The sequence below is a fragment of the Planktothrix sp. FACHB-1365 genome, assembly GCF_014697575.1.
Classification (GTDB): Bacteria; Cyanobacteriota; Cyanobacteriia; order Cyanobacteriales; family Microcoleaceae; genus Planktothrix.
Map to the genome: position 1 here is coordinate 56,121 of NZ_JACJSC010000023.1, position 26,363 is coordinate 82,483.

The window sequence follows — 26,363 nt, forward strand, 5'->3', positions numbered from 1 at the left end:
GTAGGATGGGCTTCGCCCATCCCTACTAAATTAATTAAAAATTAAACAAAAAAACACGCCCTTTTAAAAATATTGTATAATAGTGTATAAACAGATATCATCAGCCATTATGTCTGTCACACCGATTCAACCTCCAACAATTGATTTAACAGAAGTTATTACCGAGGATGATACTCCTGTGGATAATTTTCTATCTGCAAAATTACAGCGTTTATTAGTTGAATGTTTATATAGTTCTTGGCAAAGAACAGGAGAAAATTCAACCTTTTTAGCCGATGCAAATGTGGGGATTTTCTATGCAATTCGTCATCCTCCTATTGTACCGGATGTATTTTTATCTTTAGATGTTGAAGTCCCGCCAGATTTTCGAGAAAAACGAAATCGTACCTATTTTATTTGGGAGTTTGGTAAACCACCTGATGTGGTGATTGAAATTGTTTCTAATCAAGAAGGAAATGAACTCGGTCGGAAGTTAATCGATTATGCTCGAATGCGGGTAACTTATTATGCCGTTTTTGACCCGTTACAACAATTAGGCGATATTTTATTACGAGTTTATGTTTTACGGGAAGGAAATTATCAAGCGTTAGCACCAACGGAAATTGAAACTCAATCTATCTTTTGGTTAGAACCCATTGGTTTAGGATTAACACTTTGGTCGGGAATTTATGAAGAAAAACAGGAGCTTTGGTTACGGTGGTGTGATGATAAAGGGGGTATTATTCCCACTGGAAAAGAACGGGCTGAAAAGGAACATTTAAGGGCTGAACGTGCAGAACAATCTCGACGCAACGCGATTCCTCGGTTACGAGAAATGGGGTTAACAAATGAACAAATTGCTGAAGCTTTAGGTTTAGATAGGGGAGAAATTTAACTCTAAATTATGTTTTTAGAGTCAAAAGTGCTTCAATGAAAATCTCTAAAACTTAGTTAACTATAGACAACGTTTTTAGAGGTTTTCATAATTTTTTTATGAGTAATTTATTCACCTGCTGCTTGCAAAATAGTTGTGTATAACTCGTGACTAACTCGAAAGTCAGCTTGGTCGATTAATTGGTCAAGAAGTGGTTTAAGATTTAAGACAAAACCATTTCTTTTAGCTTGTAGTAATACTCCTAGTAAACCTGTTACTTTTAACCTATATTCTGCTGCTAATAATCTACCTCGGCGTTCATCCATTAATAAAAGGTCTGCACTTAATTCTAAACTCAGTACAATCGCTTCAGCTTCACCTAAATCAATATTTTCTTGGCTTTCTAATATTTCTGTTACTCGCTCAGAATTGATAACAGATTGAGTGACAATCCAAGGTAATGTTTGAACTTCTACAGCACCAGGAACTAGAGATTCAACTCCTACCATTTCATTATAAACGGCTGTGGGAATGAGTACACGAGTATAAAGTTTTTCCAGCAATTCTAATTGCCCAATTGCTGCTAAATTGGTAATAGGTGAAGTATCGCTAACAACAATCACAATAACCCTATTGATTGCAATGTTTTTATATCTGCTTCAAAATCCTCTACGTCATAATTGATACACAAACCTCTTTTAGCAAGTTCATGTTGAAACTCAATCACACTTAGCTTAGTCCAAGTCCGAGCTTTACCACTACTAATTTTTTCTTGCTGATATAGCAAAATAGCAATCTCTAACTTCAATTCATCCTCAGTCATCTTTGTGGCTCGGAGGATATCATCAGGAATCAGAACACTCATCAGGGTTGTACCTAAAATGATTGATGGTATAATTTTATTATAAGCGAGCATATTGAATTTGTGATAATTTTTCCAAATTCAGCATCATTTTCAGTTTCAGACATAATTTTTAAATATCTTTAGATACAGAACGCCGTTTTCTGATTCCTTTGGTTAAAATTGCTAATAAAAATCCCATTAAAAACGATAATTCTAACGCTGGATTTTGAGTTGTTAACAAAAACGAGCCGATAATTGAAACAAGGGCTAAAGTATATACAATGTGTTTGGGTTTCATCGTTCTGAACCGTAAAGATCACAAAAACAGACAAAATGAATTATAATAAACGATGGAGAAAGATTGAATTAACCTTTCTACAGAAATAGGATACTTCTGAAATTCGATGACTACAAATTCTCGACGTTACCATATTACAACTTTCGGCTGTCAGATGAATAAAGCCGACTCGGAACGCATGGCGGGTGTTTTAGAAGAAATGGGATTTGATTTTACCGAAGATCCCAACGATGCTAATGTGATTCTTTATAATACTTGTACGATTCGAGATAATGCCGAACAAAAGGTTTATTCCTATTTAGGAAGACAAGCCAAACGCAAGCAAGAAGAACCGGATTTAACGATTATTGTCGCCGGATGTGTTGCTCAACAGGAAGGGGAAACCTTGCTGCGTCGGGTTCCTGAAATCGATTTAGTTATGGGGCCACAACACGCCAACCGTTTACAAGACTTATTAGAACAGGTGTTTGATGGCAATCAAATTGTTGCCACAGAACCCATAGAAATCATCGAAGATATTACAAAACCTCGTCGAGATAGTGATGTGACGGCGTGGGTTAATGTGATTTATGGTTGTAATGAACGTTGCACCTATTGTGTAGTTCCTAATGTGCGCGGCATTGAACAATCTCGCACCCCAGAAGCTATTCGTGCTGAAATTGAAGAATTAGCTCGTTTGGGTTATAAAGAAATCACATTATTAGGGCAAAATATTGATGCCTATGGTCGTGATTTACCCGGTTCAACTCCTGAAGGTCGGCATTTATATAACTTCACGGATTTATTATATTTTATTCATGATGTACCCGGTATTGAACGGATTCGCTTTGCTACCAGTCACCCCCGTTATTTTACCGAAAGATTGATTCGAGCTTGTGCGGAATTACCGAAAGTTTGTGAACATTTTCACATCCCGTTTCAATCGGGAGATAATCAGCTTTTAAAGGCAATGGCACGGGGTTATACTCATGAAAAATATCGCCGAATTATTAATACAATTCGGGAGTATATGCCGGATGCTTCTATTAGTGCAGATGCGATTGTAGGATTTCCAGGGGAAACCGAGGAACAATTTGAAAATACATTAAAATTAGTAGATGATATTGGCTTTGATTTGTTAAATACCGCAGCTTATTCTCCTCGTCCTGGAACTCCGGCGGCGTTGTGGGAAAATCAACTGAGTGAGGAGGTCAAAGCTGATCGTTTACAACGATTAAATCGCTTAGTTTCTGTTAAGGCGGCTGAACGTTCACAACGTTATTTTAACAGAATTGAAGAAGTGTTAGTTGAGGGAACAAATTCTAAAGATCCTTCTCAAGTTATGGGACGGACACGGGGAAATCGTTTAACGTTTTTCTCTGGAAATTTAGCGGAATTAAAAGGTCAACAGGTGAAAGTGAAAATAACCCAGGTAAGACCCTTTAGTCTAACTGGAGAACCTGTTGAGTTGTGTATACCTGTATGACCGCTAAAAATGAGTTGAGAACGGCGATTTTATCCTTGGGTTTGGGGTTAGTTGTAACGGGAATGGGAGTGAGTGCGATCGCCTGTCAAACCTCCTCTAATTCCCCAACCTCTCAAGCGGAGCAGACTGTAGATTATTATTGGGAGTTACCAGAAGTTCCCTTAAATACTGGGGAAACAGAGAAAAATCCCGTACAATTACCCCAACCGCAGGCGAATGGAGATTATCAGCGATCGCCTCATTCCTCCTGGGAAGCTACAAACCCCAAGGCTCAAGGAATTGATTGTCGGATGTTAGGAAATACCACTTATGAAAAATTAGAAAATCCCAGTGATAAAACCCAATTAAATATTGAAAATTGGCCTGTAGTCGGACAATTAAAACCCGGACAGGATTTTGAAATTAATTTAGGCCCTGCGGGATTTGGCGTGGTTTACGATACGAAACAACAACCTTGGATTTATGTTGAAAAAACCGATGAAACAGGCGCACCTTCTGACTGTTTTGTTCGAGCAAATCAACGCTTTGTACAACCCATTGCTCCTCAATAAAATATACCACAAAAACCCGGTTTCTCAAAAACCCGGTTTCTTTAAGAAACCGGGTTTTTATCTAATTTTACAACTTTCTATTTTTTCTGCTAATATTTCTAAATGTTGCCACCATTTTCCGGTAGCAATAATCCAATTGCGGGTGGGTAAATGTCCGATAGAAGCAGAGGTTTTATATTCAATACCATAATCAGGATCATGGGGATTATAAGTTAACCATCCCACTTGCTGACAAAATTCTCCATAATCTCTTTCAGTTTGTTGATAAATTTGATTTTGAATACTAAACCCAAACCGTCCATTACTATATTTTACCCAGAGATGATTAATAGTTTTTAAATCTTCACAGGGTAAATTTTCTAAATCCTTGGCGTGTATGTAGGCTTTTTTCGATTTTTTGAGTGCTGCACACAACACAAGCCAGGTTTCTTGATCCGCTTGTTTCCACCGTTTTTGAGCTAAGAGAGTTTGTAGTTTAGTATAATCAACACCAACGGCGGATTTTAAAGGATCATTTAATGGCTGATAGCCAAAATTCTGTTTAATTCGATCTAATAAATTAGGCGTTGTAGGAGGAGTCTGGCGAAGCTTTTGAGATGTCTTTTTAAGCGGAATAACAGGTTTAACTGCAAGATTTACAGAACTTTCAAAAGATTCAATTGCTTTTAAGGCTTCTTCAGCCGATTTATAGCGCTGACTAAGAGCGGGAGAAGTTAATCGATTTAATACGGTTTCTAAGCGATCGCTAATAATTTGTTTAGGTGTTAAATAATTGCGCCAATTCCATTTTTCATTATGCTCATCATATAAATTCCCTGGGGAAATTCCTGTGATTAAATATAAACAAGTAACCCCTAAACTATACAAATCACTCGCGGGATAAACATTTCCTCTGGTTTGTTCAGGAGCCATAAATTCTGGCGTTCCAATAATTGTTCCACTCTGGAGTAAAGCAGTTCCCGTTAACACTTTTGCTACGCCAAAATCAATTAAAACAATATCACCTGTTTCTATATTTGGGTTAACTTTATTTTGAAAATTATTCTCATATATAATATTTGAAATCTGCTGTTTTAGTTTTATACTAATTTGAGCCTGTTCTTGTTCTCCCATTTTCAGAGTTGGAGGACTTTGGGTTAAATCTTCATCAGGATCGAAGGATTTTTCATAAGCAGGAGAGAGAGAACACCGCCGCATCAAATTAGCAGGTTTAATATCTCGATGAATAATATTGTGTTCATGAATAAATTGTAAAACAGGAAGAATTTGTTTTAAAACTTGCCAGATTTTTTTTTCTTGAAATAATCCGCTTTCTTTTAATTCATCAAATAAAGTTTTTCCCTCAATATATTCTTGCACAATAAACAATTGTTGATTTTGTTCAAAATGAGCTAAAAGTTGAGGGATTTGAGGGTGTTTTCCCAATTCATCTAAACGCACTGCTTCTTGACGAAATAATTTGGCGGCGGTTTCATAATCCTTGGGGTTTTCATATAGAAATAGAAATTGTTTAATGACACAATAGGGATGGGAAGGAATTTGTTGATCAATTGCTAAAAAGGTTCTGCCAAAACCGCCTCTGCTTAAAGGTTTTATAGCGAGATAACGGTTTTGAAGTAATAGGAATTGACCACAACCTTGACAATATTCGGCTAAGTTGGGATTTTCTGGGTGAGAACATCCTACGGTCACACAGTAACTCATCGCAGGGGTAGGGGGAGGGGAGAAAGTATTGTTGAGCCGATAATAGCACAACTGATCATAAAATTAGTTATAGATTTTTGAAGGAACCACAAAGGCACTAAGGCACTAAGAAAGGATAAAAAATATTAACAATTTCACAAAACCCTTCCACTTCTGAACCTGCGGTTACATAACGGGGTTTATGGGTTAATTGATCACTATAGTCTAAGATATTAGCAACTCCAACGGATTGAGGAAATAACTCAGAATTAAATAAAGTTTGATCATTGGGACTATCGCCAATGGTGAGAATTTGTTCAGGGGTTAAGTCTGACCAATATTGCTGAATTACTTTTAATAATCCTGTAGCTTTATCTTGGGTTTTGGGTTTAATATGACCTTGAACGGTGCTATAGGTAAATCCCCAGCCTAATTCTTCACAAAGTTCTGTTAACAGTTGAATTTCCGATAAACTAATATTTTGAATCTCAAATGTCCAATCTGTAAACCGAAAAAAATTATCGGCGGAGGCTTGTAGGTTAGGATATTGGACTTGGAGAATTTGAAACGCTTGAGCTAAGTTTTGACGATGTTGGGAGAGGGAATTTAAGGAAATTAAAAATTGAGGCTGATCAAATTCAAAAGGATAAAATAATCCGCCATTTTCGGCGATCGCACCGCTTACCGGAAGATAATGTTTAAGTGCTTGAACCCATCCCGCAGAACGTCCTGTAATTAAAATTATGGGGATTTTAGCTTGTTTTAATTGAGATAAAGCTTGTAATAAATTCGTTGTAAATTTTCCGTTTTTTGTTAAGGTTCCATCGATATCCGTTGCGATCAAACGAATATGCTGAAGTGCATTTGTTTGTATCGCTTCCGTCAATGGTATTAAAGACATGAACCGAATCCTCCCTATTTTAAAGGCATTTGCCAAATTTTAATCGTTTTATCTTCACTACCACTGACTACAATTTGACCATTGGAACTCACAGCCAAAGCATTAATGGGTTTAGCATGGCCCCATAATGTTGCCAGTTTTTTCCCAGTTTTGAGATCCCAAACCACCACATTATCACCGCCACTGAGAAGGGTTTTACCATCCTTGGTAATTGCTAAAGATTTGACAGGATTATTATTCGCTTTCCAGACTGCTTTTTGTTCCCCAGTATTGGGATTCCATAACCGAATTGTGCCATCATCACTAGCACTAATTAAAGTTTTGCCATCGGGACTATAAACTAGGGCGTTAATAGTTCCTTCATGACCGGATATGCTGCGTTTGCGAGTCCCGGTTTGTAGATTCCAAAATCGAATCAAGCGGTCTGTTCCGCCACTGACTAAAGTTTGACCATCAGGACTAAAAGCTAAGGTATTAATAGCCCCTTCATGACCCGCAATGGTTAATAGTCGAGATCCCGTTTCTGAACCCCAGAGGCGAATGGTTTGATCGTCACTACCACTGGCTAAAATCTGACCATTAGGACTAAAAGCGATCGCATTGACCGCTTCAGTATGACCTTCAATGGTTCGGATTCGATTTCCGTCCTTCAAATCCCACAGACGAATGGTTTTATCATTACTACCACTGGCTAAAATTTTACCGTCTGGACTAATGGCTAAAGCTTTCACCCAACTGGAATGGGCTGCAATTGTACGGGGTGGAGCATCTGTTTTTAAATCCCAAATTCTAATCGCTCCAAAACTTCCCACCGCTAAGGTCTGATTATTAGGACTAATCACCGCCGCATAAACCTGACCAACGGCTCGTTTGTAGTCCTCTAAAAAAATACTACTCGGTAAACTTTTTAAAATTAAAATCGGATTAGCCGGAATGAATCCATAGCGGACATAGCCATCAATTTGAGTATAAATCCCCCCAAATATGAGTAAAGAAGTGCCTAAAACCCATAAATATTTAACCGGAATTTTAGGGAGTGTAATGTTAGGGGCAGAAAAATTAAAACCTGTACTTTGGGTGGCATTGATCTGCTCCCGTTTAGAGCGTTGACGTTTAGAACCAGTAGTATCTTTAGATTCAGACGTATTATTCTTATTATTGGCAGATTGATTCAGATCAACCTCTGCCAAACATTGCAAAATCATCTGTGGATTTTGGGGGCGATTACCGGGAAAAGTCGCCATTAAATAATCAATCAGCGCCGCCAATTGATCCGAAATATTAGGAGCCCCTTTACGCCACAATAACTTTCCAGTTCGAGGATTTTCGGGATAAGCAGTGGGGGGTTTTCCGGTTAATAAATAAATAAAAGTTCGCCCTAGGGCAAAAAAATCAGATTGAGGGACGGCTTTCCCATTCATTTGTTCTGGGGGCGTATATCCAGGGGAAACAATACCCGTCACATTTTGCCCCTGTTCTACCTTGGCTAAATAGGTGCCTGAAACTTCTCGCGCCGTTCCAAAATCAATTAAAACTAACTGTCCATTGGGTTTCCTCATAATATTTTGAGGCTTAATATCCCGATGGAAGTATTGCAAATTATGAACTTGATCTAAAATTTCCGCCAGTTGTTTTAACCATTCCATCGCCTGTTCTTGGCTGATGGGTTCCTTTTTCCGTTCCTTCATCCAATCCTGTAAATTTAAACCCTCAATTTTTTCCATAACCAAACAATGGAGGGTTTCTTCAGTTCCTTTGGGAGTATAGGTGAAGTATCCATCAGGATCAACTTTAGGAATACCCGGATGGTTCAGATGGCTTAAAACCTTGGCTTCTTGCTTAAACAGAGTGACAGCTTTGGGGTGGTTTTTTAATAAAACCTTAAGAACTTTACATTTTCCTTGATCATCAATTTCAAAGGTTTTGCCAAAACCGCCACCGCCAAGTTGTTTGATCACACGATATCGCCCCTCCAGCAAAAGATCTGAACCGCATTGACAACAAATGCGCCGATTCTCGTTTGCTGAATCAGTTGGATTTGGGCACTTAGGATTAAGGCAATAACTCACAGAAGCGAGAACCCAGATCTAGGTTGCAGAGTCAGGAGCCAGGAGTCAGGAGTCAGGAGTTAGAAGGTGATGGGGTGTGGGGTGTGGGGGGTGAGGTTTCGGATATTGGGTTTCGGGTTTGAGGTTTCGAGTTTCGGGTTTAATTAATTTCCCCCGATCCCCTTATCTCCTTGCCCCCTTTGTGAGATCCTTGTCCTGATATCCTTCCTGCTCCCCGGCTCCTCTACCCTTTTTTCCTTCTATATCCCGTTTCCTGTCTTCTGTATGAATGTCCTTAGACTAATTCCACTATAACAGGGAAACGAAGTATTCAGTGATCCATCCCCTACACAGGTAGTGGCTTAGGATTAAATCAACCAATTCCTTCAATAATCGGATGGAAGTAAAACGCAATCCCCAGTACCGTATAAGCAGCCAAGAGTAAAACCCCCTCCAGCCAATCAGAACGACCATCGGAACTGACGGAGTTGGCAATTAATACAGAGACCGCAACGGCGATTAATTCAAAGGGATTAAAATTCAAATCCATTGGTTTGCCTAATATCCATCCAGCTAACACTAAGACTGGGGCGACAAATAAAGCAATTTGCAAACTAGACCCCAAGGCAACGGAGACGGATAAATCCATTTTATCTTTCATGGCAACGGTAACGGCCGTGGCGTGTTCGGCGGCGTTTCCAATAATGGGTACTAAAATCACCCCGGTAAATAGGGCGGTGAGTCCCAGGCTAGAGGTCGCTTCCTCCAAAGTACCGACTAATAATTCCGACTCGAGGGCGACTGTCAGTGTCGCGAGCAGCAAAATACCAATCCACAGCTTTAAATTGACCTTTTCCGCTTCATGTCCGGCTTCTTCTGGGGTGATTTGTCCATCTGCATCGTTTTCAGCCACTCCCACATCATATAGATAGGAGTGGGTTTTCATGGAAAACAGCAGGGTGAGGATATAAACCGTAATCAAAACAATGGCAACCGCCGCCGAGAGGGTTTGCATCGTGGGTTCCTGAATGCCGATGGAGGTCGCGTCCACGGCCGTTGGCACTAAAATGGCAATTACGGCTAAATTCATGGCGGAGGCATTTAAACGGGCAATTACGGGCTGGAATTGTTGTTCTTTGAAGCGTAAACCCCCTAAAAACATGGATAACCCCATGACTAACAGCAGGTTTCCCATAATTGATCCCACTAAACTGGATTTCACCACATCCACTAATCCAGCATTGAGGGCTACAATTCCAATAATTAATTCAGTGGCATTACCAAAGGTCGCGTTTAACAACCCCCCTAAATTAGGGCCAAGGACAACGGCGATCTCTTCGGTCGCGGTTCCCATCCAACCCGCTAAGGGAATAATCGCTAAGGCTGAGGTAATAAATACAATTGTTGATCCCCACTCGAAAAAGTGCGCCGCGATGGAAATCGGAACAAAAATTAAGAGTGTTGACAGTAAGGTTTTGGTATTTAACATGGAATTTATCACCAATATGGGCATACAAGACTGGAATTTGGCAGTTGAGAATTTAGAGTAAGCCGTTTTTGAGATTACCACCAGCCCTTGTTAATAGGATTTATACCCTAATGTAGGAGAAAAGTCAGGATTTGCAAACATTAGGAGGATTGAACAATAGGGATCAACTTCTCATCCGTTCAATTCATAGATTTACAGGATAATTTGTTCTTTGCTGTGATCTGACTCTTAATTTATCCCTGAAAAACCTATTTCCTAGGGAGGGTTTAAAATTAAGCTCAATCCATCATAGAAAGAATAACAATACTCCGGTGTACTGCAAAGCGATATAAACAAATATTAACTTTTTTAACTTAACTTGCCAGACCTTGGAATTTTCATTATCATACAATCACAGCAGTCAAAAATTTTATCCTAAAATTTCAGAACTATCTCTTCAAATTGTACGGAATTAACACCGATGAAAAGACTTTGATCATCCCTTAAACCGCTTAAAAAAGCTGAAGACTTCGGTTGATTCTGTTCTGATAGCATTGCCCTGTCTTTATTAGAATAGACAACAAATTTTGAGGCGGATTATCAATGCTGATTCCTCTTGAATCTACTAAAAGTTAAAGCTTTTTTGGGACTTCTTGAATTGTTTGTATCTTATAGGATTACAGTTGCATGGTTTCTACATCTAATTTTCAGGCTTTTGGAATTGCTGATACTCACCTCAATTTTGCGGGGTCAGAATTAACTCAATCCCCTGAATTTGATTCCCCATCCACGGCGACGGGAGTTTATGTCACCATTCACGGACATTTTTATCAACCTCCCCGTGAAAATCCCTATCTCAATGTAGTTGAACGTCAATCTAGTGCCGCCCCCTATCATAACTGGAATGAACGCATTCATCATGAATGTTATCGTCCGAATGCCTTTGCTCGGATTCTCAATGATCGCAGCGAAGTGGTGGGAATTGTCAATAATTATGAATATTTAAGCTTTAATATTGGCCCTACCTTGATGAGTTGGTTAGAACGCTATGACATGGAGGTTTATCAGAAAATTCTGGAAGCCGATCGCAAAAGTTGTCAACGCTTAAATGGACATGGAAATGCGATCGCTCAGGTCTATAATCATATCATTATGCCCTTAGCCAATGAACGGGATAAATATACCCAAATTCGTTGGGCAAAAGCAGATTTTCGCTCTCGTTTTGGCCGTGATCCCGAAGGACTCTGGTTAGCAGAAACAGCGATAGACTATGCCACCCTAGAAGTATTAGTCAATGAAGGCATCCGCTTTACCATTTTAGCCCCTTCCCAAGCCCAACGCTGTCGGCCCTTTGCCACATCGGATTCTCCTGACCCAGAATGGGAGGAAGTGGGGGGAAGTCAAATTGATACCACCCGTCCCTATCGCTGTTATCTGCAAGACAAAACCGGAGCCAAAGACGAATCTCGTTATCTGGATATTTTCTTCTATGATGGCCCCATCTCCCGTGATATGGGGTTTAATGATGTTTTAAATAGTTCCCATCACCTATCGGGACGCATCGGCCAAGCCGTCCGGGGAGATCATCGTCCCACACAATTAATTTCTGTGGCAACCGATGGCGAAACCTTTGGCCATCACCGAGGAGGAACAGAAAAATGTTTAGCTTATGCCTTTGTGGCAGAATTTCCCCAGAATGGCTGGACAGTGACAAATTTTGCCCATTATTTAAGCTTACATCCCCCCACTTGGGAAGTGCAACTCAAACCCGTGACCGCCTGGAGTTGTAGTCATGGGGTAGACCGATGGCAGGATGACTGCGGTTGTGCTGCTGGAGGCGGATGGCATCAACAATGGCGTCGTCCTCTGCGGGATACATTAAATGGATTACGCGATCGCTTAATTGAAATTTATGATCAATATGGTTGTCAATTCTTCCATGATCCTTGGGTAGCTAGAGATAATTATATCCAAGTGATTCGGGATCGTTCTGATGTCAATATTAATGCTTTTTTTGCCCAACATCAAACCCATGATCTGACTCATTCAGAACAGGTAGACGCTTTACGACTATTAGAAATGCAGCGTCATTGTCTGTTAATGTTTACCAGTTGTGGCTGGTTTTTTGAAGAATTATCTCGACCCGAAGGTGTGCAAATTTTATGCTATGCCAGTCGTGCCATTGAATTAGCAGCAGAAGTTGCAGGGGTAGAATTAGAGAGGGAATTTATCTTTAATTTAGCTTTAGCACCCAGTAACGTTGAATTATTTAAAACTGGGGATGAAGTTTATCGTCAATTAGTCGCAACGGCGCGAGTTAGTTTAAAACAAGTCGCTGCCCATTATGCCATTACTTCGTTGTTTACGACTTACCAAAGAGAACAACGGCTGTATTGTTATAATGCTCAACAATTAGACTATCAAATGCAGCGTATGGGGTCTTTGAACCTAGCAGTGGGTGAAGTTTTATTAGTGTCGGAAATTACACGAGAACAAACCCATTTCGTGTTTGCTGTTTTTCATTTAGGCGGTTGGGATTTCCATTGCTGTATTCAACCTTTTAGCGGGCGACGAGCCTATTTTGAATTAAAACGGCGATTATTTGAGGCATTACAGGAAGCGAGTGCTGCTCATTTAATGTTGCGATTAGTCCAGAGCTTTGGCGATGATTCCTTTAGTTTACGGGATTTATTTGCTGAAGAACGGCAGCGAATTATGGGGTTATTGTGTCATGAAACCTTAACTCGTTTAGATCAATTGTATACTCAGGTTTATCGAGATAATTATGGAATTATGATGGCATTTCATCGGGATGAATTAGAGGTTCCTCCTGAGTTACAAGTCGCAACAGAAGTGGCATTAGGGAATCGATTTTTAACCAGTGTTCGCGCCTTAGAATCGGAAAGCAGTGAAGGACGATTAAGTATTAATCATTTGGGAGAATTAGAAGCGATCGCCAAAGAAGCTCAATTATTACGATGTCGGCTACAACATTCAGAGGTTAAAGAGAGTTTTGAACGATTAATTATTCAGTTTCTCTGGCGACGGTTACAAGATCATGACCTAGGGACAATTGCCGAAGATTTAGAGAATTTACAACGGTTAATTCAACTCAATTATAACTTGAATTTAGGCGTTTCTTTAAATCAAGCCCAGGAATTTTATTTCCAATATCTGAAGACCCATATTATTCCATTGTGTTTAGGTTATTTACAACGAAATCATCAGGAAATCTACGTTGATTTGGCAGAAAATAACAATTCAGACACAAGGGTTGCGGTGCAAATTGCATCCGAAGGTCATACATGGCAACTCCATCAAATTCGTCGCCTGTTACAATTAGGTCAAACCCTAGGCTTAGACGTTCAAGAATGGTTGAATCTTTTAGGTTAACCGTTAACGGTTTATATAGGCGCGATTGTTTCTAAGATGGGCGGGTTCTATCATTAATATTGCTGAAACTTGAATATAATTACAGAACCTGTCCCTACAATTTGTTGTTGCAAAAGGCGATACTAGAACTAACAGCACAAGCTAAAACCTGATCATCATCAGGATCATTAATAATAATCTTTTCAACTATATGAATCTCCACAATTTGTACTAAATTAATATAGTTATTTACTAAGGCTTCAGGGGTTTCTTGAATAACGGCTAAAAGCCGTTGAGCAAATTTAGGACGACTTAAAACATCTAATAATTCCTCAATTAAGGGAGAAGAAGTATAGATCTCAATTTGCTGATTCCAAACTAAGTCCAGAATTTGTCGGGGATAACTTCCCCATAAGAATCCAGAAATAACTGTATTAGTGTCAAGAACTACACGCATCTTAGGATTGATTTTTAGAGTTTTTTTCAATCCGATAAGCTGCTATTTCGGTTTCAATATCATCGGCGTTAATAGGATCAATTTCATTGAAAGCTAGTAATTTATCTAATTGATTAAAAAACTGTTCAATTTTTACTTCTAAGTTAAGTTCTGATGTCTGTTTCTGAACCTTAGAATAATTGATAATCATAAATTCATCATTCCAAGCCACCTGTAATTCTTGAATATCTTTGATCAGAGATTGAAGTGTTTCAGGTAAAAGTAACGAGCCATCAGGATTAACTTTAATAATTTCTGATTTCATATTGGGAGGTGATAATCAGTAACATTCCTATTATAAACGTGAATTCAGAAATCTTCAATTTAAAAGTGGTATTAGAACAAACTAAACTACACCCGCTTGAAAAATCTGGTTTGCTGTGAGGTTCAAATCTGGAAAAGTTGGCGACACAATGCGATCATTCTCTCGAAACTTGACGATTTGATATTCACCGTCAACCAAGTTACAGATAGAAATTGTTGGTTGTTTGGGATTTCCAATAAAATTGCGTCCGCCCAAAGCAGCATAATCGATAATCCAATATTCTGGGATACCCATCTCCTCATAATCGGCATATTTCAAATAGTAATCATCTCGCCAATTGGTTGATACAACCTCAATTAATAAAGGGATTGATGCAGCTAAACTGAGGGTAGATTGTTTTTGCCATAATGTTTCGTTCGCCAGATTTGCGCGATCAAGCACCAAGACATCAGGGAAATAACCACAATCTTTTTCAGGAGGTCTAACTATCACTTGGCGGGGGATACCGTAGGGTAATCCCAGACGTTTAATCTCAAAAGGAATTTCGATGCTAAGAAAACTGATAACTTCCTCATGTTCGCCTACTGGTTGTGACATCTCAACAATATTTCTATTATGCAGTTCGCAGCGTACCGCCGAATTTTCTGGCAGCCACTCCACAAATTCCTCGAAGTTTACGAGTTTGGGTAAAGCTTGAGTCATAGGTTTTGAGAATTACGGATAATATAAATTATACCTCTAAGTTCTATTATCTAAACAAGTTATAACGCTTTGGAGAGCATAATGTTAAGAATTAGTATTGAAAACCTAGGAGATCACTTGAAAGCTCTTTTAGAAAGAGTAGCTCAAGGTGAAGAAATCATCTTAGTTGATGGGAGTAGAGAAGTTGCCAGACTTGTTCCACCAAAAACCAGACAAGAATGGGTATTGCAAAGAAAAAGATTTCGAGACTCTGTACTCTTGACAGGTGAATCGTTGAGGGGGACAATCATTGAAGCCAGAGAAGGAGAACGGTATTGATTTATTTAGATACGAGCGTGTTAGCTGCTTTTTACTGGCCAGAAGCACTCAGCGAAATAGTAGACGATTTATTAAGCAATGAACCAGAACCCGCATTGAGTCAATTAGTAGAAGTTGAATTATTTTCGGCACTCTCTCGACGGGTGCGAATGGGAGAGATTTCTCAGGGGGATGCTAGAACTATTTCAGCCCATTTCCAATCGGATTTAGACGATGGTTTTTATCATTATTTAACGGTTGAAACTGTTCATTATCAATTAGCGCGCGATTGGATCAGTAGATTTGATATTCCTTTACGAACTTTGGATGCTTTGCATTTAGCGATCGCATTTTCTTATGAAATTCCTTTAATAACAGCAGATGAAGGTTTAGCTGCGAGTGCTACAATATTAGGAGTTTCAGTTGAAATTTTACGACCCTAGCGATCGCTTCTAAGAGAAGAAGGGCGGGTTTAGCAAGATTGTTGCTGAGAGCGGTTGGTTATGATTGTTGTTAGTGACACAACGATCATCTATAAGTTTATAAAAGTTAGCAGAAAATTTATTTGATAAACAAGTTTATGATATAATAGATACTCTACCTATAGTAATTGAGTCATTAAATCACTATGATCGCTGAACTTATGGTACAACCTTCCTACTGGATTGATAGTGAGATTTCAATTCAGAAAGTCAGAAATCTTTACTTAATTTAGTCAGAATTAGAGGTAGTTTTATCTGAATGAAAAAGCGATTTTTGATGCTATCTTAGATTGGGTTTCATCTGTTTAACAAAAATAATTAGTGTATGAATCTGCGCTTTTATATCGATCCTGAAACTAATTTACCTCATATCTATGAGCATGGAGTTAATGAGGTAGAAGTTGAGGATATACTGAGAAAGCCAGGAGAGGATCGTTTGGGTCGTGAAGGTACGCGGGTAGCTATTGGTAAAACTATAGATGGTCGTTATCTTAAGATTGTTTACGTTCCTGAACCCGAGTTAGATAGTGCTTTTGTGATAACAGCGTATGAGTTAACAGGTAAACCTTTGAGTGCTTATAAACGCAGACAACGGAGTAGGTAAATATGACAACACAAAACAAATTTCCCTTGGGTTGGGATGAACAACGAGTGCGCCAAACGATCGAACATTATGAGCGACAGTCAGAAGATGAAGCGGTAGCAGAAGATGAAGCAGCGTTTGATAATCAAGATCAAGCGTTTGTTCAAGTTCCTTTGGAGTTATTACCGTTAGTTAGAGAGTTAATCGCTAAACATTATGCAAGTATTTAAGACAAGATAAATAAAAGCGATCGCATTCTTTAATCTCTCATCAATTTTAGGGTTTGAATACGGGTTAATAGTAAAAATGCGATCGCTTTTAAGAAGAAAGGGTTTAACAAGATTATTATTTAAAATTGAATATTCTTACAGAACCCGCCCCTACAGTTTGAACGATTAGGATTTAATCTGTTTTAATCAGATCACAGGTTGATTACCAAAGGTGGAATGCCCAAAAACAACATAACCTTTCCCTGCGGTATTATCAAATAAACTACCCGGTGCGCCGATGAGGATATCGTTAACGTTATCTTTGTTAATATCCCCAGCACTGCTAACTGCAACTCCTGATAATTCGTTTTCGGCAGTTCCATTGATGAAAAAGCCATTTTCACCGTTCAACTCTGAGCTATTTAAACTTGCAGGAAATCCTTTATTAGTACCCCAAATAATATATGTTTTTCCTGCACCTTTAATGCCATTTGCAGTGGCTCCTGAAGCTCCAATGATAATATCATCAATTTGATCTCCATTCATATCTCCTGCGGCTTTAACAGAACCTCCTAATAATTCATCGGGTTCTACTCCATTAACGACAAATCCGTTATTTCCATCAAGGGTAAACAGGTCGAATTCTTGCGGATATCCGGCTTGAGTTCCAAACACAACATAAGCTTTTCCTGCATTTGTTTGATCATTGCCTGGAGATTGGGAAACACCTATCAGAATATCTTCTAAACCATCCGCATTAATATCTCCTGCACCGCTAACAGATGAAACAGAATAGCCATCTCCTTTGATCGTAAATCCGTTATTACCGTTTAAGTTAGAAAGGGAAAATCCGTTAGGGTATCCTCCATCTTTGCCAAATAAAACGTAAGTTTCTCCCGCTTTAGGATTGCCTTCAAGTAATCCTTGTTCTGTACCAATAATCAGATCATCAATTTCATCTCCGTTGATATCACCAGCGTTACTAACAGTCGTTCCTGCTAATCCGTTATTATGGTTAATAATTGTGCCTTTGTCATCTTCAAGATCCGATGGGTTAAATGCTGGCGGGAAATTGGTTCGGCGACCATAAACCAGATAAATTTTACCTAAAAACGTATCAATTCCCGCAGGTGCAGCAACGGCTAAATCATCTAATCCATCTGCATTGAAATCTCCAGCACTACTGACAGCAATACCCGAATAATCTAAAGGTTGATTACTGTTAATCACAAAGCCGTTATTGCCATCCAGATTAGCGAGATTAAATCGAGTTGAGAAGGGTTGATTTGAACCAAAAACAATATATGTTCGACCGGAATCATTGAGGCTATTGGAGTTAGAGGCAAACGCACCAATCATCACATCTTTTAAGCCATCTCCGTTCAAATCTCCGGCTGAACTAACAGCACCGCCACTAAAACTTTCGGCTTCAAATCCTTCAATAATAAATCCATTTGTACCGTTGAGGGTAGAGAGGTCAAAGTTAGCTGGAAATCCTTGATTTGTACCAAAGATTACATAACTTTCCCCTGTGGCATTAATATTATTGGGATCGGCAGCAAACCCTCCTACAATAAAGTCATCAATGGTATCACCATTAAAGTCTCCAATATTACTGACAGAACTACCAGCAAAGTTTCCGGCTGCACCTGTTACAGTAAAACCATTGTTACCATTCAAATCTGTTAGGTTTATGGCTGGGACAGTAACAGTAATTGTTCCGGTTGCGGTTGTTTGATCATCAGCAATGGTATAATTAATCGTATCCACACCGACAAAATTAGTCGGGGGTGTATAGGTTAATTGATCATCGGTTTTATCGTCGGGAGTGCCGTTATTATCAAGTTGAATTGTACCCCCTTTAGCAGTGGTTTGATCATACCCGGTTAAGGATAGGGGAATTCCGGTAGTAACGATATCGTTACTGAGGGGATTAATTTTGACGGGGGTGTTAGCAAAGGTACTGGTAAAGTCTGCCGTTGCTTGGGGTTCAACGCGAATAATGACAGAACTTTCTGGGGAGGGAACATTGATGGCGGATTCAATAATGTCTGGGTCAAAATCGGTGAGAACTAAATCAATAATTGCGGTTTCTCGGATGATGGGATCGGTAATGCGATCGCCAATTAATTCTTCAGCTTTTTGAACATCTGCGGGATCAAGATCGGAGAGTTTAACTTTTTGGCGAGGATAATTGCTGATGGTAAAGGTATTTGTATCTTCACCCGGTTGATAATCAAATAAAGATTCAGTTTGACTGACTCGCCAACTATCCGCATATTCGCCATAAAGTTGTTCTACGGAAATCGGTTCAGTTAAGACAGTTCCATCCCGTTTGAGAATATCATCATCGGGGTTATCGTTATAAGTTCCAAAGATCCCTCTGACCGTATCTCGTCGTTCTGGAGACAGGAAAAGGCTAACATTAATCCGATTTTCTGTCATTGTGGCGATCAGTTGATCTCCTTTGGGATAGACAAAACTGTACTGATTCCCTTCTCGATAAATCCGACCTTCCCCAACAAAAATATATTCATTATCGGGTATGGTGGTGGGGACTCCATCAATTAAAAGTTGTTGACTGTCTTGATAAAGTCCGACTCGTTTACCGCCTAAAATAGTGGCAACAGCAGTGGCATTGGAAGCATTTTTTAGAGGATCATTTCCAACGGGTTGTTGTCGGACTTGTATTTTGTAATCGTCGTTCAGAGATTCAAGTAAGGTGAATTCTCCAGCCGCTTGAAAGTCGAGAGATTTTCCATCAATCGTGATATAACGAGGGTCGTTGAATTCATGGGGGTTTGGTTCTGGTGGATCGGGTTCTTCTTTTTCGTCATTGTCGATAATAGTTCCTGTAGCACTAATTGAATCTACTTCTCCTTCACATTCAGCAAAGAGTTGACCTGATGGATCTTTGAGGGTAACAGTCAACGTTTCATCTCCCTCTTTTTGTTTATCTCCGACAATTGCAACAAAAAAGCTTTCCTCTTGTTTCCCTGCTGGAATCGTTACAGTATTATTGGGTAGAAAATAGTCACTTCCTTGAGTTGCTGTATCGCCTTTTTTCCCAGTTTCAATGGTTAGTGTTAGAGGTTGATCTGATACTTCCCGTCGTTTGACAGTAAATGTTAAAAAATTGGTTGTGTCTCCTCTTTTACTATCTTCTTGTACAGGTGTAGCATCTAAAATTGAAATTGGGAGATTGTAAGGTATTTTATAGGTAATTTCTACAACATTCCTAACATTATTTCCCACTTTGTCAATCTGAATTGGAGCAACCTTAAAAAAGGCATTACTATCGTTAGTGTTGCTACTAACTATGGGTTTTGGTATGACTATACTTCCCTCTGGAAACCTGAATGGGCCGGCTAATGGACCCAACGGTGGTCTTTTCTCCTCCAAGGGACCAAAAGTGTTTTTACTATTCACTACTATCGCCTGAGTATCTAAAGAACCCTGAACTGTAGGAGAAAGGCTTGTATTTATTTCTCCTATAAGCTCATACCTTGCTTTTAATTCCATTACTCCACAACCTTCAGATGGCGCGGTGAAGCTAAAGGGTTCAGATCCCAAAAAATCTATAAGCGATTTCTTTTGTTCTTGACCACCATCCATTGACATTGTGATTGAGAGACCCTTTGGTTCAAATGTTAATTCTTCTTGAAGACCTACTCCTAAATTACCTTTGACATCCAGAAGATCAGCACTGATAACTGCTTTTCCTCTTCCCTCGCTATAAGGAATGTCTTTTGAAAACCCAAGCCCTGATGCTTTTAAGTCTAAGCCAGAGCCTATGCTTTCAAGAATAGTTTTTAGAGGTTTTGCTGCGGGTAAATATTTAATTATTGCTGCGTCTATATCTCCTGACAAAGTTATAAAGCTATCTTTTGTTGTACCCTTAGCTTTAATTGAAGGCAAACGTGAATCTATACTAGAGGTGTCTTTTTTATCTTGTGTAAATGTCTCTATTTTAGGAAGTGTAACTTTAAGATCTAAAACATTTTTTATGAGAGGAAATTTTAAACTGGCATTAAGATCACCAAGGCTTTTCTTCACTAGATTATCGGTGGTTTTGGGAAAACCACTGTAATTTATTAAATCCCCAATAAAAATCTTATCATCTTTAGATCTATTGAGATCAGAACGCTCTGCCTTGGTTTGAGCCGGAACTGGATTATTTGTAGAAGGAATGTAAGTATTTAAGTCAACCTCTTGAGTATTTAAAGAAGGCGGTCGATTGATATAAACATCTTTGACGTTAATAGGTCCTAAACTATATTCCAGATCTATTCCCGCACTCAATAGCTCTAGTCCTGCGCCATCAAGACTTAATGTTCCTGTCGCCAAGTTAGTTAATTTAACTTCAAAGTTTTCTCCTAGTTCAACATTATTTGGTAAATCAAAATCAACAGTGATAGGATATTTAAAACTAGCATCCCCTAAACTAAACAAATTTACAAAAGGAACTAGACCAACAAAAGCATTTATATCCCAGTTAAATCCAAATCCTAGATCTTCAACTTTGCCAGATTTATTGAGTTCAAAGGCTAAATCAGTGTATCTGAATTCGCCATTAAAAGGTAAATTTTGGCCAAGCCTAACATTATTGCCTGAAAAATCGAGTGTATCTGATTGAACTTGTTGCTCAATACTCACCCCTTCCCCATCCCAAACAACGATCGCACTATCATTCTCACCCCACAAACCTAACAGTTCCGACTCACTCAACCCCTTACCCAGAAACAGATCAGCAAACAGTTCTCCTTCATCCCCAGGAGAATCGATCGCATTGTTTTGAGCATCAATATAATGACCATATTCTTCTAATAAAACCGATGCGATCGCCCCTACATTCCCAGTATTCTCATCCACCAACTCCTGAGATAAATAAATCGTATTTGTAGCAGTCGCAAAAGCACCTCTCGCATTATTAATTTCAGACCCAGGACGAATTTCAATCGTTGGAAAATCAATTAAATCTGCCTTATCCCAAATTTTATGATTTCCGAAGGCAAGCTGCATTTTGGCATTAAAATCAGCCGATGAAGCGAAATCACTGAGATAATTTTGAGCAACTTGTAACGCTTTTTCAATCGTTGTAGTTTGAGTTGTTCCTGTCGTTAATAGGGTGTTCATTGTCTTACCTCTAGTTAAGGGTTGATAGATGGGACTTGAGAAACCGGGTTTTTAAAGGAACTTGACTTTCCCACCGTTATCTTTAGGGAAAAACCCGGTTTCTGGGGTTCTGGATAGGAGTTGAGAAACCGGGTTTTTAACAAAACTTAGTTTTTGGCCCGTTATCTTTGGGGAAAAACCCGGTTTCTGGGTTCTGGATAGGAGTTGAGAAACCGGGTTTTTAACAAAACTTAGTTTTTGGCCCGTTATCTTTGGGGAAAAACCCGGTTTCTGGGTTCTGAGTGGGGTTTGAGAAACCGGATTTTTAACAAAACTTAGTTTTTGGCCCGTTATCTTTAGGGAAAAACCCGGTTTCTGGGCTCTGGGTTGGGGTTGAGAAACCGGGTTTTTAACAAAACTTAGTTTTCCGCCCGTTATCTTTGGGGAAAAACCCGGTTTCTGGGTTCTGAGTGGGGTTTGAGAAACCGGGTTTTTAACAAAACTTAGTTTTTGGCCCGTTATCTTTAGGGAAAAACCCGGTTTCTGGGCTCTGGGTTGGGGTTGAGAAACCGGGTTTTTAACAAAACTTAGTTTTTGGCCCGTTATCTTTAGGGAAAAACCCGGTTTCTTGGATATGGGTTAGGTCAGAAACTGGGTTTTTGATGGACTTGGGTTTCAAGGAGTGAATTTCTGGAAAAACCCGGTTTCTTAGCTAGTTGCACATTTTAAACCTCGCCTCTGTCCAAAAAAAACTCCACAGTATGGGTATCTTTTCCTAAAAAACTCAGGGGGAGGTTCAAAAGTTGAACCGTTTGATCAGCAACTTTAATCATGGCGATAGCCTACCACCCGATCAGGTGAATAAAAGTTGCCAAAAGGTGAAGTCTGAGGTAGTATAAAGTGAATAAAAGTGAATAAAACAGATCTTGCTCCTGATCCACTGGCCCCTATAGCCTGCTAAAACAACGATTAATTAATTTAAAATCGTGCGATGGATACTGAAAAAATTGAACAAATTGTTGCATCTATCAATCAGATTGTTCTTAACAAACAAGGAAAATCCTTGAAAGATATTCAAGTGGATATTCTACGGGGAGCCTTCAAGCAAGAGGAATATGTTAAAATTGCTCTTGCTAACAACAGAAGCCCAGATAGTATAAAAAAAGAAGCGTCTTTACTGTGGAAGTTATTAAGTGAAGTTTTTGGCGAAACAATTACAAAAACTCGTTTAGAAGTATTAAAGCGAAAGGTTGCTAATTTATCTGTTTCTCATCAATTTTCTAATTCTGATCAAGATTGGGCGGATGCGCCGGATGTGTCGAGTATTGTAGGACGAGAAATTGATGTAAATACTCTTAAACAATGGGTTGTTGGCGATCGCTGTCGTCTAGTTACTATTGTTGGACTTCCGGGGAAAGGAAAAACCAGTCTGACTGTAAAATTAGCTCAAGAGGTGAGTGGAGAATTTGAGGGAATTATTTGGCGATCGCTTTTAAACTCCCTTTCCATACAAGATCTAATTAAAGACTGGATTTTATTTTTATCTCATCAAGAAAAGACCGATTTACCTGAGCGTCTTGATCAACAAATTAATCTATTAATTTCTTATTTAAAACAACATCGCTATTTACTAATTTTAGATAATATTGAAACTATTTTAGCGAAAGAAACTCAATTCAAAAACTATAAATCCGGTTATGAAGACTATCATCAACTGTTAGAAAAAATTGCTGAAGTTTCCCATCAAAGTTGTCTCCTATTAACCAGTCGAGTTAAAGTTCATCATTTAGAAAAATTCGTGGGTCAACATCAACCCGTGCGTTGTTTTGTGGTGGGAGGATTAACTGTTGATCCCGTTAAACAACTGTTTCAAGAAAAAGGTGAATTTACCGCCACAGAAATTGAATGGGAAACTTTAGTTAATTATTATCAAGGAAACCCCCTGGCTTTAAAATTAACGGCTTGTCATATTCATAAAGTTTTTGCAGGAAATATTCAGGAATTTCTACAAGTCGGAAACTTGGTTTTTAAAGATATACAAGATTTATTAGATTGGCATTTTCAGTATTGCAGTCCTGAAGAACATAACGTTTTATTTTGGTTAGCAATTTATCGAGAACCTGTCTCTATTTCAGAATTAAAAAATCATGTAGTTTCAACGAACATTCAACAGCATTTATTAGATTATTTAGAATCCTTACAAAACCGAATGCTCCTAGAAAGAACTGCAAATCAACAGTGCTTTACCCTACAACCTGTGTTAATGGAATATGTTACGGAAAAATTGATTACCACCGTCACCCCAGAATTAATCACGGGAAATTTTAATCTGTTTAATCATCATAGTTTAATGCTGGCGACTTGTAAAGATTATATCAGAAGTAGCCAAATCACAATGATTATTAATCCCATCATAGAATCTTTATTATCATTACCTCAATTTCCAACTCTTTGTGAATTAGAAAATCATTTCAAAAAATTAGTAATTCAAGCTCAAGAAAAATATCCCCAGAAACCCGGTTATATTGGGGGAAATTTGATTAATCTATTTTGTTATTTAAAAACGAATCTAAACGGTTATAATTTTTCTCGTCTGACAATTTGGGAAGCTAATCTACAAGGAATTAACCTACAAAACGTTAATTTTTCTGAATGTCATTTCAAAAATACTATTTTTACACAATCTTTTGGGGGAATTCACTCCTTAGCCTTTACTCCCGATGGTGCTATTTTAGCGGCGGGAGATTCTAATGGTTATATTCACTTTTTAAACCCAGAAGATGGACAACCTATTTTAACATTTGGTAAACATAAATGGTGGACAGTTGCTCTGGCGTTTAGTTCGGATGGGAACAAATTAGTCAGTAGTAGTTTACATCCTACTGTTAAAATTTGGAATGCAAAAACCGGTCAATTATTAAAGGATTTAGAAGGACATAAAAGTTGGGTTTGGACAGTTGCTTTTAGTCCCGATAATCAAATCATCGCCAGTGGGAGTGATGATAAAACAATTAAATTTTGGGATGCTAATAATGGTGAATTATTGAGGACTTTAGATGCTCATAACGGTTGGGTTTTAAGTGTAGCCTTTAGTCCTGATGGTCGAATTTTAGCCAGTGGAAGTTATAATAAAACGATTAAACTTTGGGATATCGAAACGGGGGACTGTTTACAAACTTTGAAGGGACATGAAGATGCGATTTGGTGTGTAGCGTTTAGTCCTGATGGTAAAACTTTAGCCAGTTGTGGATTTGAAAAAATTATTAGACTTTGGAATATCGAAACAGGAGAATGTTATCGGATTTTGTCAGGACATCAAAAGGAAATTAAAGTGTTAGCCTTTAGTCCCGATGGGGAAACTTTAGCCAGTGGAGATTTTACCTCAACGGTGAAGTTTTGGCGGGTGAAAACAGGGGAATGTCGAGGAAGTTTAAGACACCATCAAACGGGAATTCGCGCCTTAGCATTTAGTCCTGATAATCAAACCGTAGCGACGGGAGATAATGACCAAATTATTAAACTTTGGAATCCTAAAACAAGAAAATGTATTAAGACATTTTGGGGATATACCAACTGGGTTTGGTCAATTGCGTTGAGTCGTGATGGTCAGAGGTTAGCCAGTAGCCATTTAGACCATAAAGTGAGATTGTGGAATCCTCAAACCCAAGACTGTTTAAACACATTAACCGGACATACCGCTTGGGTTTGGTCGGTGGCGTTTAGTCCTGATGGAAAAACGGTGGCGAGTAGCGGGGATGATGAAACCATTCGACTCTGGGATGTGGAGACGGGGGAATGTTACAAATGTTTGAAATATCCGACTAAAAAGTATCAAGGAGGGATTTGGACGATTGGGTTTAGTTGGGATGGTTTATTTTTAGCCAGTGGAGGTCAAGATACAACGATTAAAATTTGGAATCTTAAAACCGATAAATTTCACGTTTTAGCCGGACATCAAAGTTGGGTTTGGACGGTTACTTTTCATCCTCATTTTCCGATTTTAGCCAGTGGAAGCGATGACCAAACCATTAAACTTTGGGATATGAAAACGGGAGATTGTTTACAAACATTACGGGGACATCACAATAAAGTTAGGTCAATTGCTTTTAGCCCCCAGTCCCAATTTTTAGTCAGCGGAAGTGAAGATGAAACCGTCAAACTTTGGAATTTAGAGACGGGAAAATGTGTTTATACTTTATTGGGACATGAAGGTTGGATTTGGTCGGTTGATTTTAGTCCTGATGGTCAAATTATCGCCAGTGGAAGTGATGATTTTCAAGTGAAACTCTGGGATTTTAAGACGGGAAACTGTCTCTATAGCTTAAAAAAACATACTAATACTGTGACATCAGTAATGTTTAGTCCTGATCACCAAACTTTGCTCACGAGCAGTGAAGACGGAACAATTAAGTTTTGGCAAGTTAAAACCGGAAAGTGTTTAAAAACTTTAATTATTCCTAATTCTTATACTAACATGAATATTACAGAAACGCAAGGGTTAAGCGAGGGTCAAAAACACACCCTAAAAGCGTTAGGTGCTGTAGAATATTAACTCATCGGAGAGCATCGAGAGTAAATACTTTATTTAATAACCCATATTTCTCTATCATAAAGAGAAGTTTAGCATTTTCAGAATTTTGTTTTTTAACGCCGACTTTGAAAACCCCCTGCTTTTTAAGGGGGGATTTAGAACTATAAAAAAATCAACGAACTTTCAGTTTTCTAGGCTAC

The 26,363-nt window shown here is 38.8% G+C and carries 20 protein-coding genes; 9 read left to right on the forward strand and 11 right to left on the reverse strand.

Features of this window, described 5'->3' with window-relative positions; translation table 11 throughout:
• Window positions 1–109 precede the first annotated feature (109 nt).
• Window positions 110–874 carry a Uma2 family endonuclease gene (locus tag H6G57_RS20800; RefSeq protein ID WP_190521984.1) on the forward strand — a complete coding sequence of 255 codons (765 nt, stop codon included), beginning with the start codon at window positions 110–112 and terminating at the stop codon, window positions 872–874.
• A gap of 107 nt (window positions 875–981) precedes the next feature.
• On the opposite strand, the gene H6G57_RS20805 is transcribed toward H6G57_RS20800, so the two are convergent.
• Genes H6G57_RS20805 through H6G57_RS20815 form a run of 3 tightly spaced genes read right to left on the reverse strand, consistent with a single transcriptional unit; the run spans window position 982 to window position 1,995 of the window.
• Complete coding sequence (locus H6G57_RS20805) at window positions 982–1,476, reverse strand: DUF3368 domain-containing protein (protein WP_190521986.1); 495 nt, start codon at window positions 1,474–1,476, stop codon at window positions 982–984.
• Window positions 1,473–1,769 (reverse strand): UPF0175 family protein, encoded by a 297-nt coding sequence (locus tag H6G57_RS20810; protein ID WP_309235994.1) that lies wholly within the window; start codon window positions 1,767–1,769, stop codon window positions 1,473–1,475. Before H6G57_RS20810 ends, H6G57_RS20805 begins: the two co-directional genes overlap by 4 nt.
• Before the next feature lie 58 nt (window positions 1,770–1,827).
• Window positions 1,828–1,995, reverse strand: a complete 168-nt coding sequence (locus tag H6G57_RS20815; protein ID WP_190521988.1) for a hypothetical protein — start codon at window positions 1,993–1,995, stop codon at window positions 1,828–1,830.
• Between the two features lie 106 nt (window positions 1,996–2,101).
• Between H6G57_RS20815 and miaB the strand changes: the two genes are divergently transcribed.
• Both miaB and H6G57_RS20825 read left to right on the forward strand, forming a co-directional pair.
• Window positions 2,102–3,460 (forward strand): tRNA (N6-isopentenyl adenosine(37)-C2)-methylthiotransferase MiaB, encoded by a 1,359-nt coding sequence (gene miaB / locus H6G57_RS20820; protein ID WP_190521990.1) that lies wholly within the window; start codon window positions 2,102–2,104, stop codon window positions 3,458–3,460.
• On the forward strand, window positions 3,457–4,011 hold the full coding sequence (locus H6G57_RS20825) for a hypothetical protein (RefSeq protein ID WP_190521992.1): 555 nt from the start codon (window positions 3,457–3,459) through the stop codon (window positions 4,009–4,011). The genes miaB and H6G57_RS20825 overlap by 4 nt, the downstream gene beginning before the upstream one ends.
• Window positions 4,012–4,068: 57 nt before the next feature.
• On the opposite strand, the gene H6G57_RS20830 is transcribed toward H6G57_RS20825, so the two are convergent.
• From H6G57_RS20830 to cax, 4 genes are all read right to left on the reverse strand, one after another.
• A complete protein-coding gene (locus H6G57_RS20830) occupies window positions 4,069–5,715 on the reverse strand; it encodes a serine/threonine-protein kinase (RefSeq protein WP_190521994.1) in 1,647 nt (548 codons plus the stop codon).
• Between the two features lie 97 nt (window positions 5,716–5,812).
• The gene (locus H6G57_RS20835) at window positions 5,813–6,595 is read right to left on the reverse strand and encodes an HAD hydrolase family protein (RefSeq protein ID WP_190521996.1); all 783 of its coding nucleotides are present in this window, start codon (window positions 6,593–6,595) and stop codon (window positions 5,813–5,815) included.
• Window positions 6,596–6,609: 14 nt separating this feature from the next.
• Window positions 6,610–8,664, reverse strand: a complete 2,055-nt coding sequence (locus H6G57_RS20840; protein WP_190521998.1) for a protein kinase — start codon at window positions 8,662–8,664, stop codon at window positions 6,610–6,612.
• 352 nt (window positions 8,665–9,016) lie between these two features.
• Window positions 9,017–10,132, reverse strand: a complete 1,116-nt coding sequence (gene cax, locus H6G57_RS20845; protein ID WP_190521999.1) for a calcium/proton exchanger — start codon at window positions 10,130–10,132, stop codon at window positions 9,017–9,019.
• Between the two features lie 666 nt (window positions 10,133–10,798).
• On the opposite strand from cax, the gene H6G57_RS20850 reads away from it, so the two are divergent.
• Window positions 10,799–13,504: a DUF3536 domain-containing protein gene (locus tag H6G57_RS20850; protein ID WP_190522001.1), complete on the forward strand. Its 2,706-nt coding sequence runs from the start codon at window positions 10,799–10,801 to the stop codon at window positions 13,502–13,504.
• Between the two features lie 94 nt (window positions 13,505–13,598).
• On the opposite strand, the gene H6G57_RS20855 is transcribed toward H6G57_RS20850, so the two are convergent.
• The 3 genes from H6G57_RS20855 to H6G57_RS20865 form a co-directional block, all read right to left on the reverse strand.
• Window positions 13,599–13,940 carry a putative toxin-antitoxin system toxin component, PIN family gene (locus tag H6G57_RS20855; RefSeq protein WP_190522003.1) on the reverse strand — a complete coding sequence of 114 codons (342 nt, stop codon included), beginning with the start codon at window positions 13,938–13,940 and terminating at the stop codon, window positions 13,599–13,601.
• Between the two features lies 1 nt (window position 13,941).
• Window positions 13,942–14,244 (reverse strand): hypothetical protein, encoded by a 303-nt coding sequence (locus H6G57_RS20860; protein ID WP_190522005.1) that lies wholly within the window; start codon window positions 14,242–14,244, stop codon window positions 13,942–13,944.
• Window positions 14,245–14,325: 81 nt separating this feature from the next.
• Window positions 14,326–14,946, reverse strand: a complete 621-nt coding sequence (locus H6G57_RS20865; RefSeq protein ID WP_190522007.1) for a Uma2 family endonuclease — start codon at window positions 14,944–14,946, stop codon at window positions 14,326–14,328.
• A gap of 81 nt (window positions 14,947–15,027) precedes the next feature.
• Between H6G57_RS20865 and H6G57_RS20870 the strand changes: the two genes are divergently transcribed.
• The 4 genes from H6G57_RS20870 (at window position 15,028) to H6G57_RS20885 (ending at window position 16,538) form a co-directional block, all read left to right on the forward strand.
• Window positions 15,028–15,264 (forward strand): type II toxin-antitoxin system Phd/YefM family antitoxin, encoded by a 237-nt coding sequence (locus tag H6G57_RS20870; RefSeq protein ID WP_190522009.1) that lies wholly within the window; start codon window positions 15,028–15,030, stop codon window positions 15,262–15,264.
• The gene (locus tag H6G57_RS20875; protein WP_190522011.1) at window positions 15,261–15,686 is read left to right on the forward strand and encodes a type II toxin-antitoxin system VapC family toxin; all 426 of its coding nucleotides are present in this window, start codon (window positions 15,261–15,263) and stop codon (window positions 15,684–15,686) included. The genes H6G57_RS20870 and H6G57_RS20875 overlap by 4 nt, the downstream gene beginning before the upstream one ends.
• Window positions 15,687–16,050: 364 nt before the next feature.
• Entirely contained in the window at window positions 16,051–16,329 is a 279-nt protein-coding gene (locus H6G57_RS20880; RefSeq protein ID WP_190522013.1) for a hypothetical protein, read from the forward strand.
• 2 nt (window positions 16,330–16,331) lie between these two features.
• Window positions 16,332–16,538, forward strand: coding sequence for a hypothetical protein (locus H6G57_RS20885; protein WP_190522016.1), 207 nt, complete (start codon window positions 16,332–16,334; stop codon window positions 16,536–16,538).
• Window positions 16,539–16,724: 186 nt separating this feature from the next.
• On the opposite strand, the gene H6G57_RS20890 is transcribed toward H6G57_RS20885, so the two are convergent.
• Window positions 16,725–21,653, reverse strand: a complete 4,929-nt coding sequence (locus H6G57_RS20890; RefSeq protein WP_190522018.1) for a VWD domain-containing protein — start codon at window positions 21,651–21,653, stop codon at window positions 16,725–16,727.
• Between the two features lie 970 nt (window positions 21,654–22,623).
• On the opposite strand from H6G57_RS20890, the gene H6G57_RS20895 reads away from it, so the two are divergent.
• The gene (locus H6G57_RS20895; RefSeq protein WP_190522020.1) at window positions 22,624–26,184 is read left to right on the forward strand and encodes an NB-ARC domain-containing protein; all 3,561 of its coding nucleotides are present in this window, start codon (window positions 22,624–22,626) and stop codon (window positions 26,182–26,184) included.
• Window positions 26,185–26,363 lie beyond the last annotated feature (179 nt).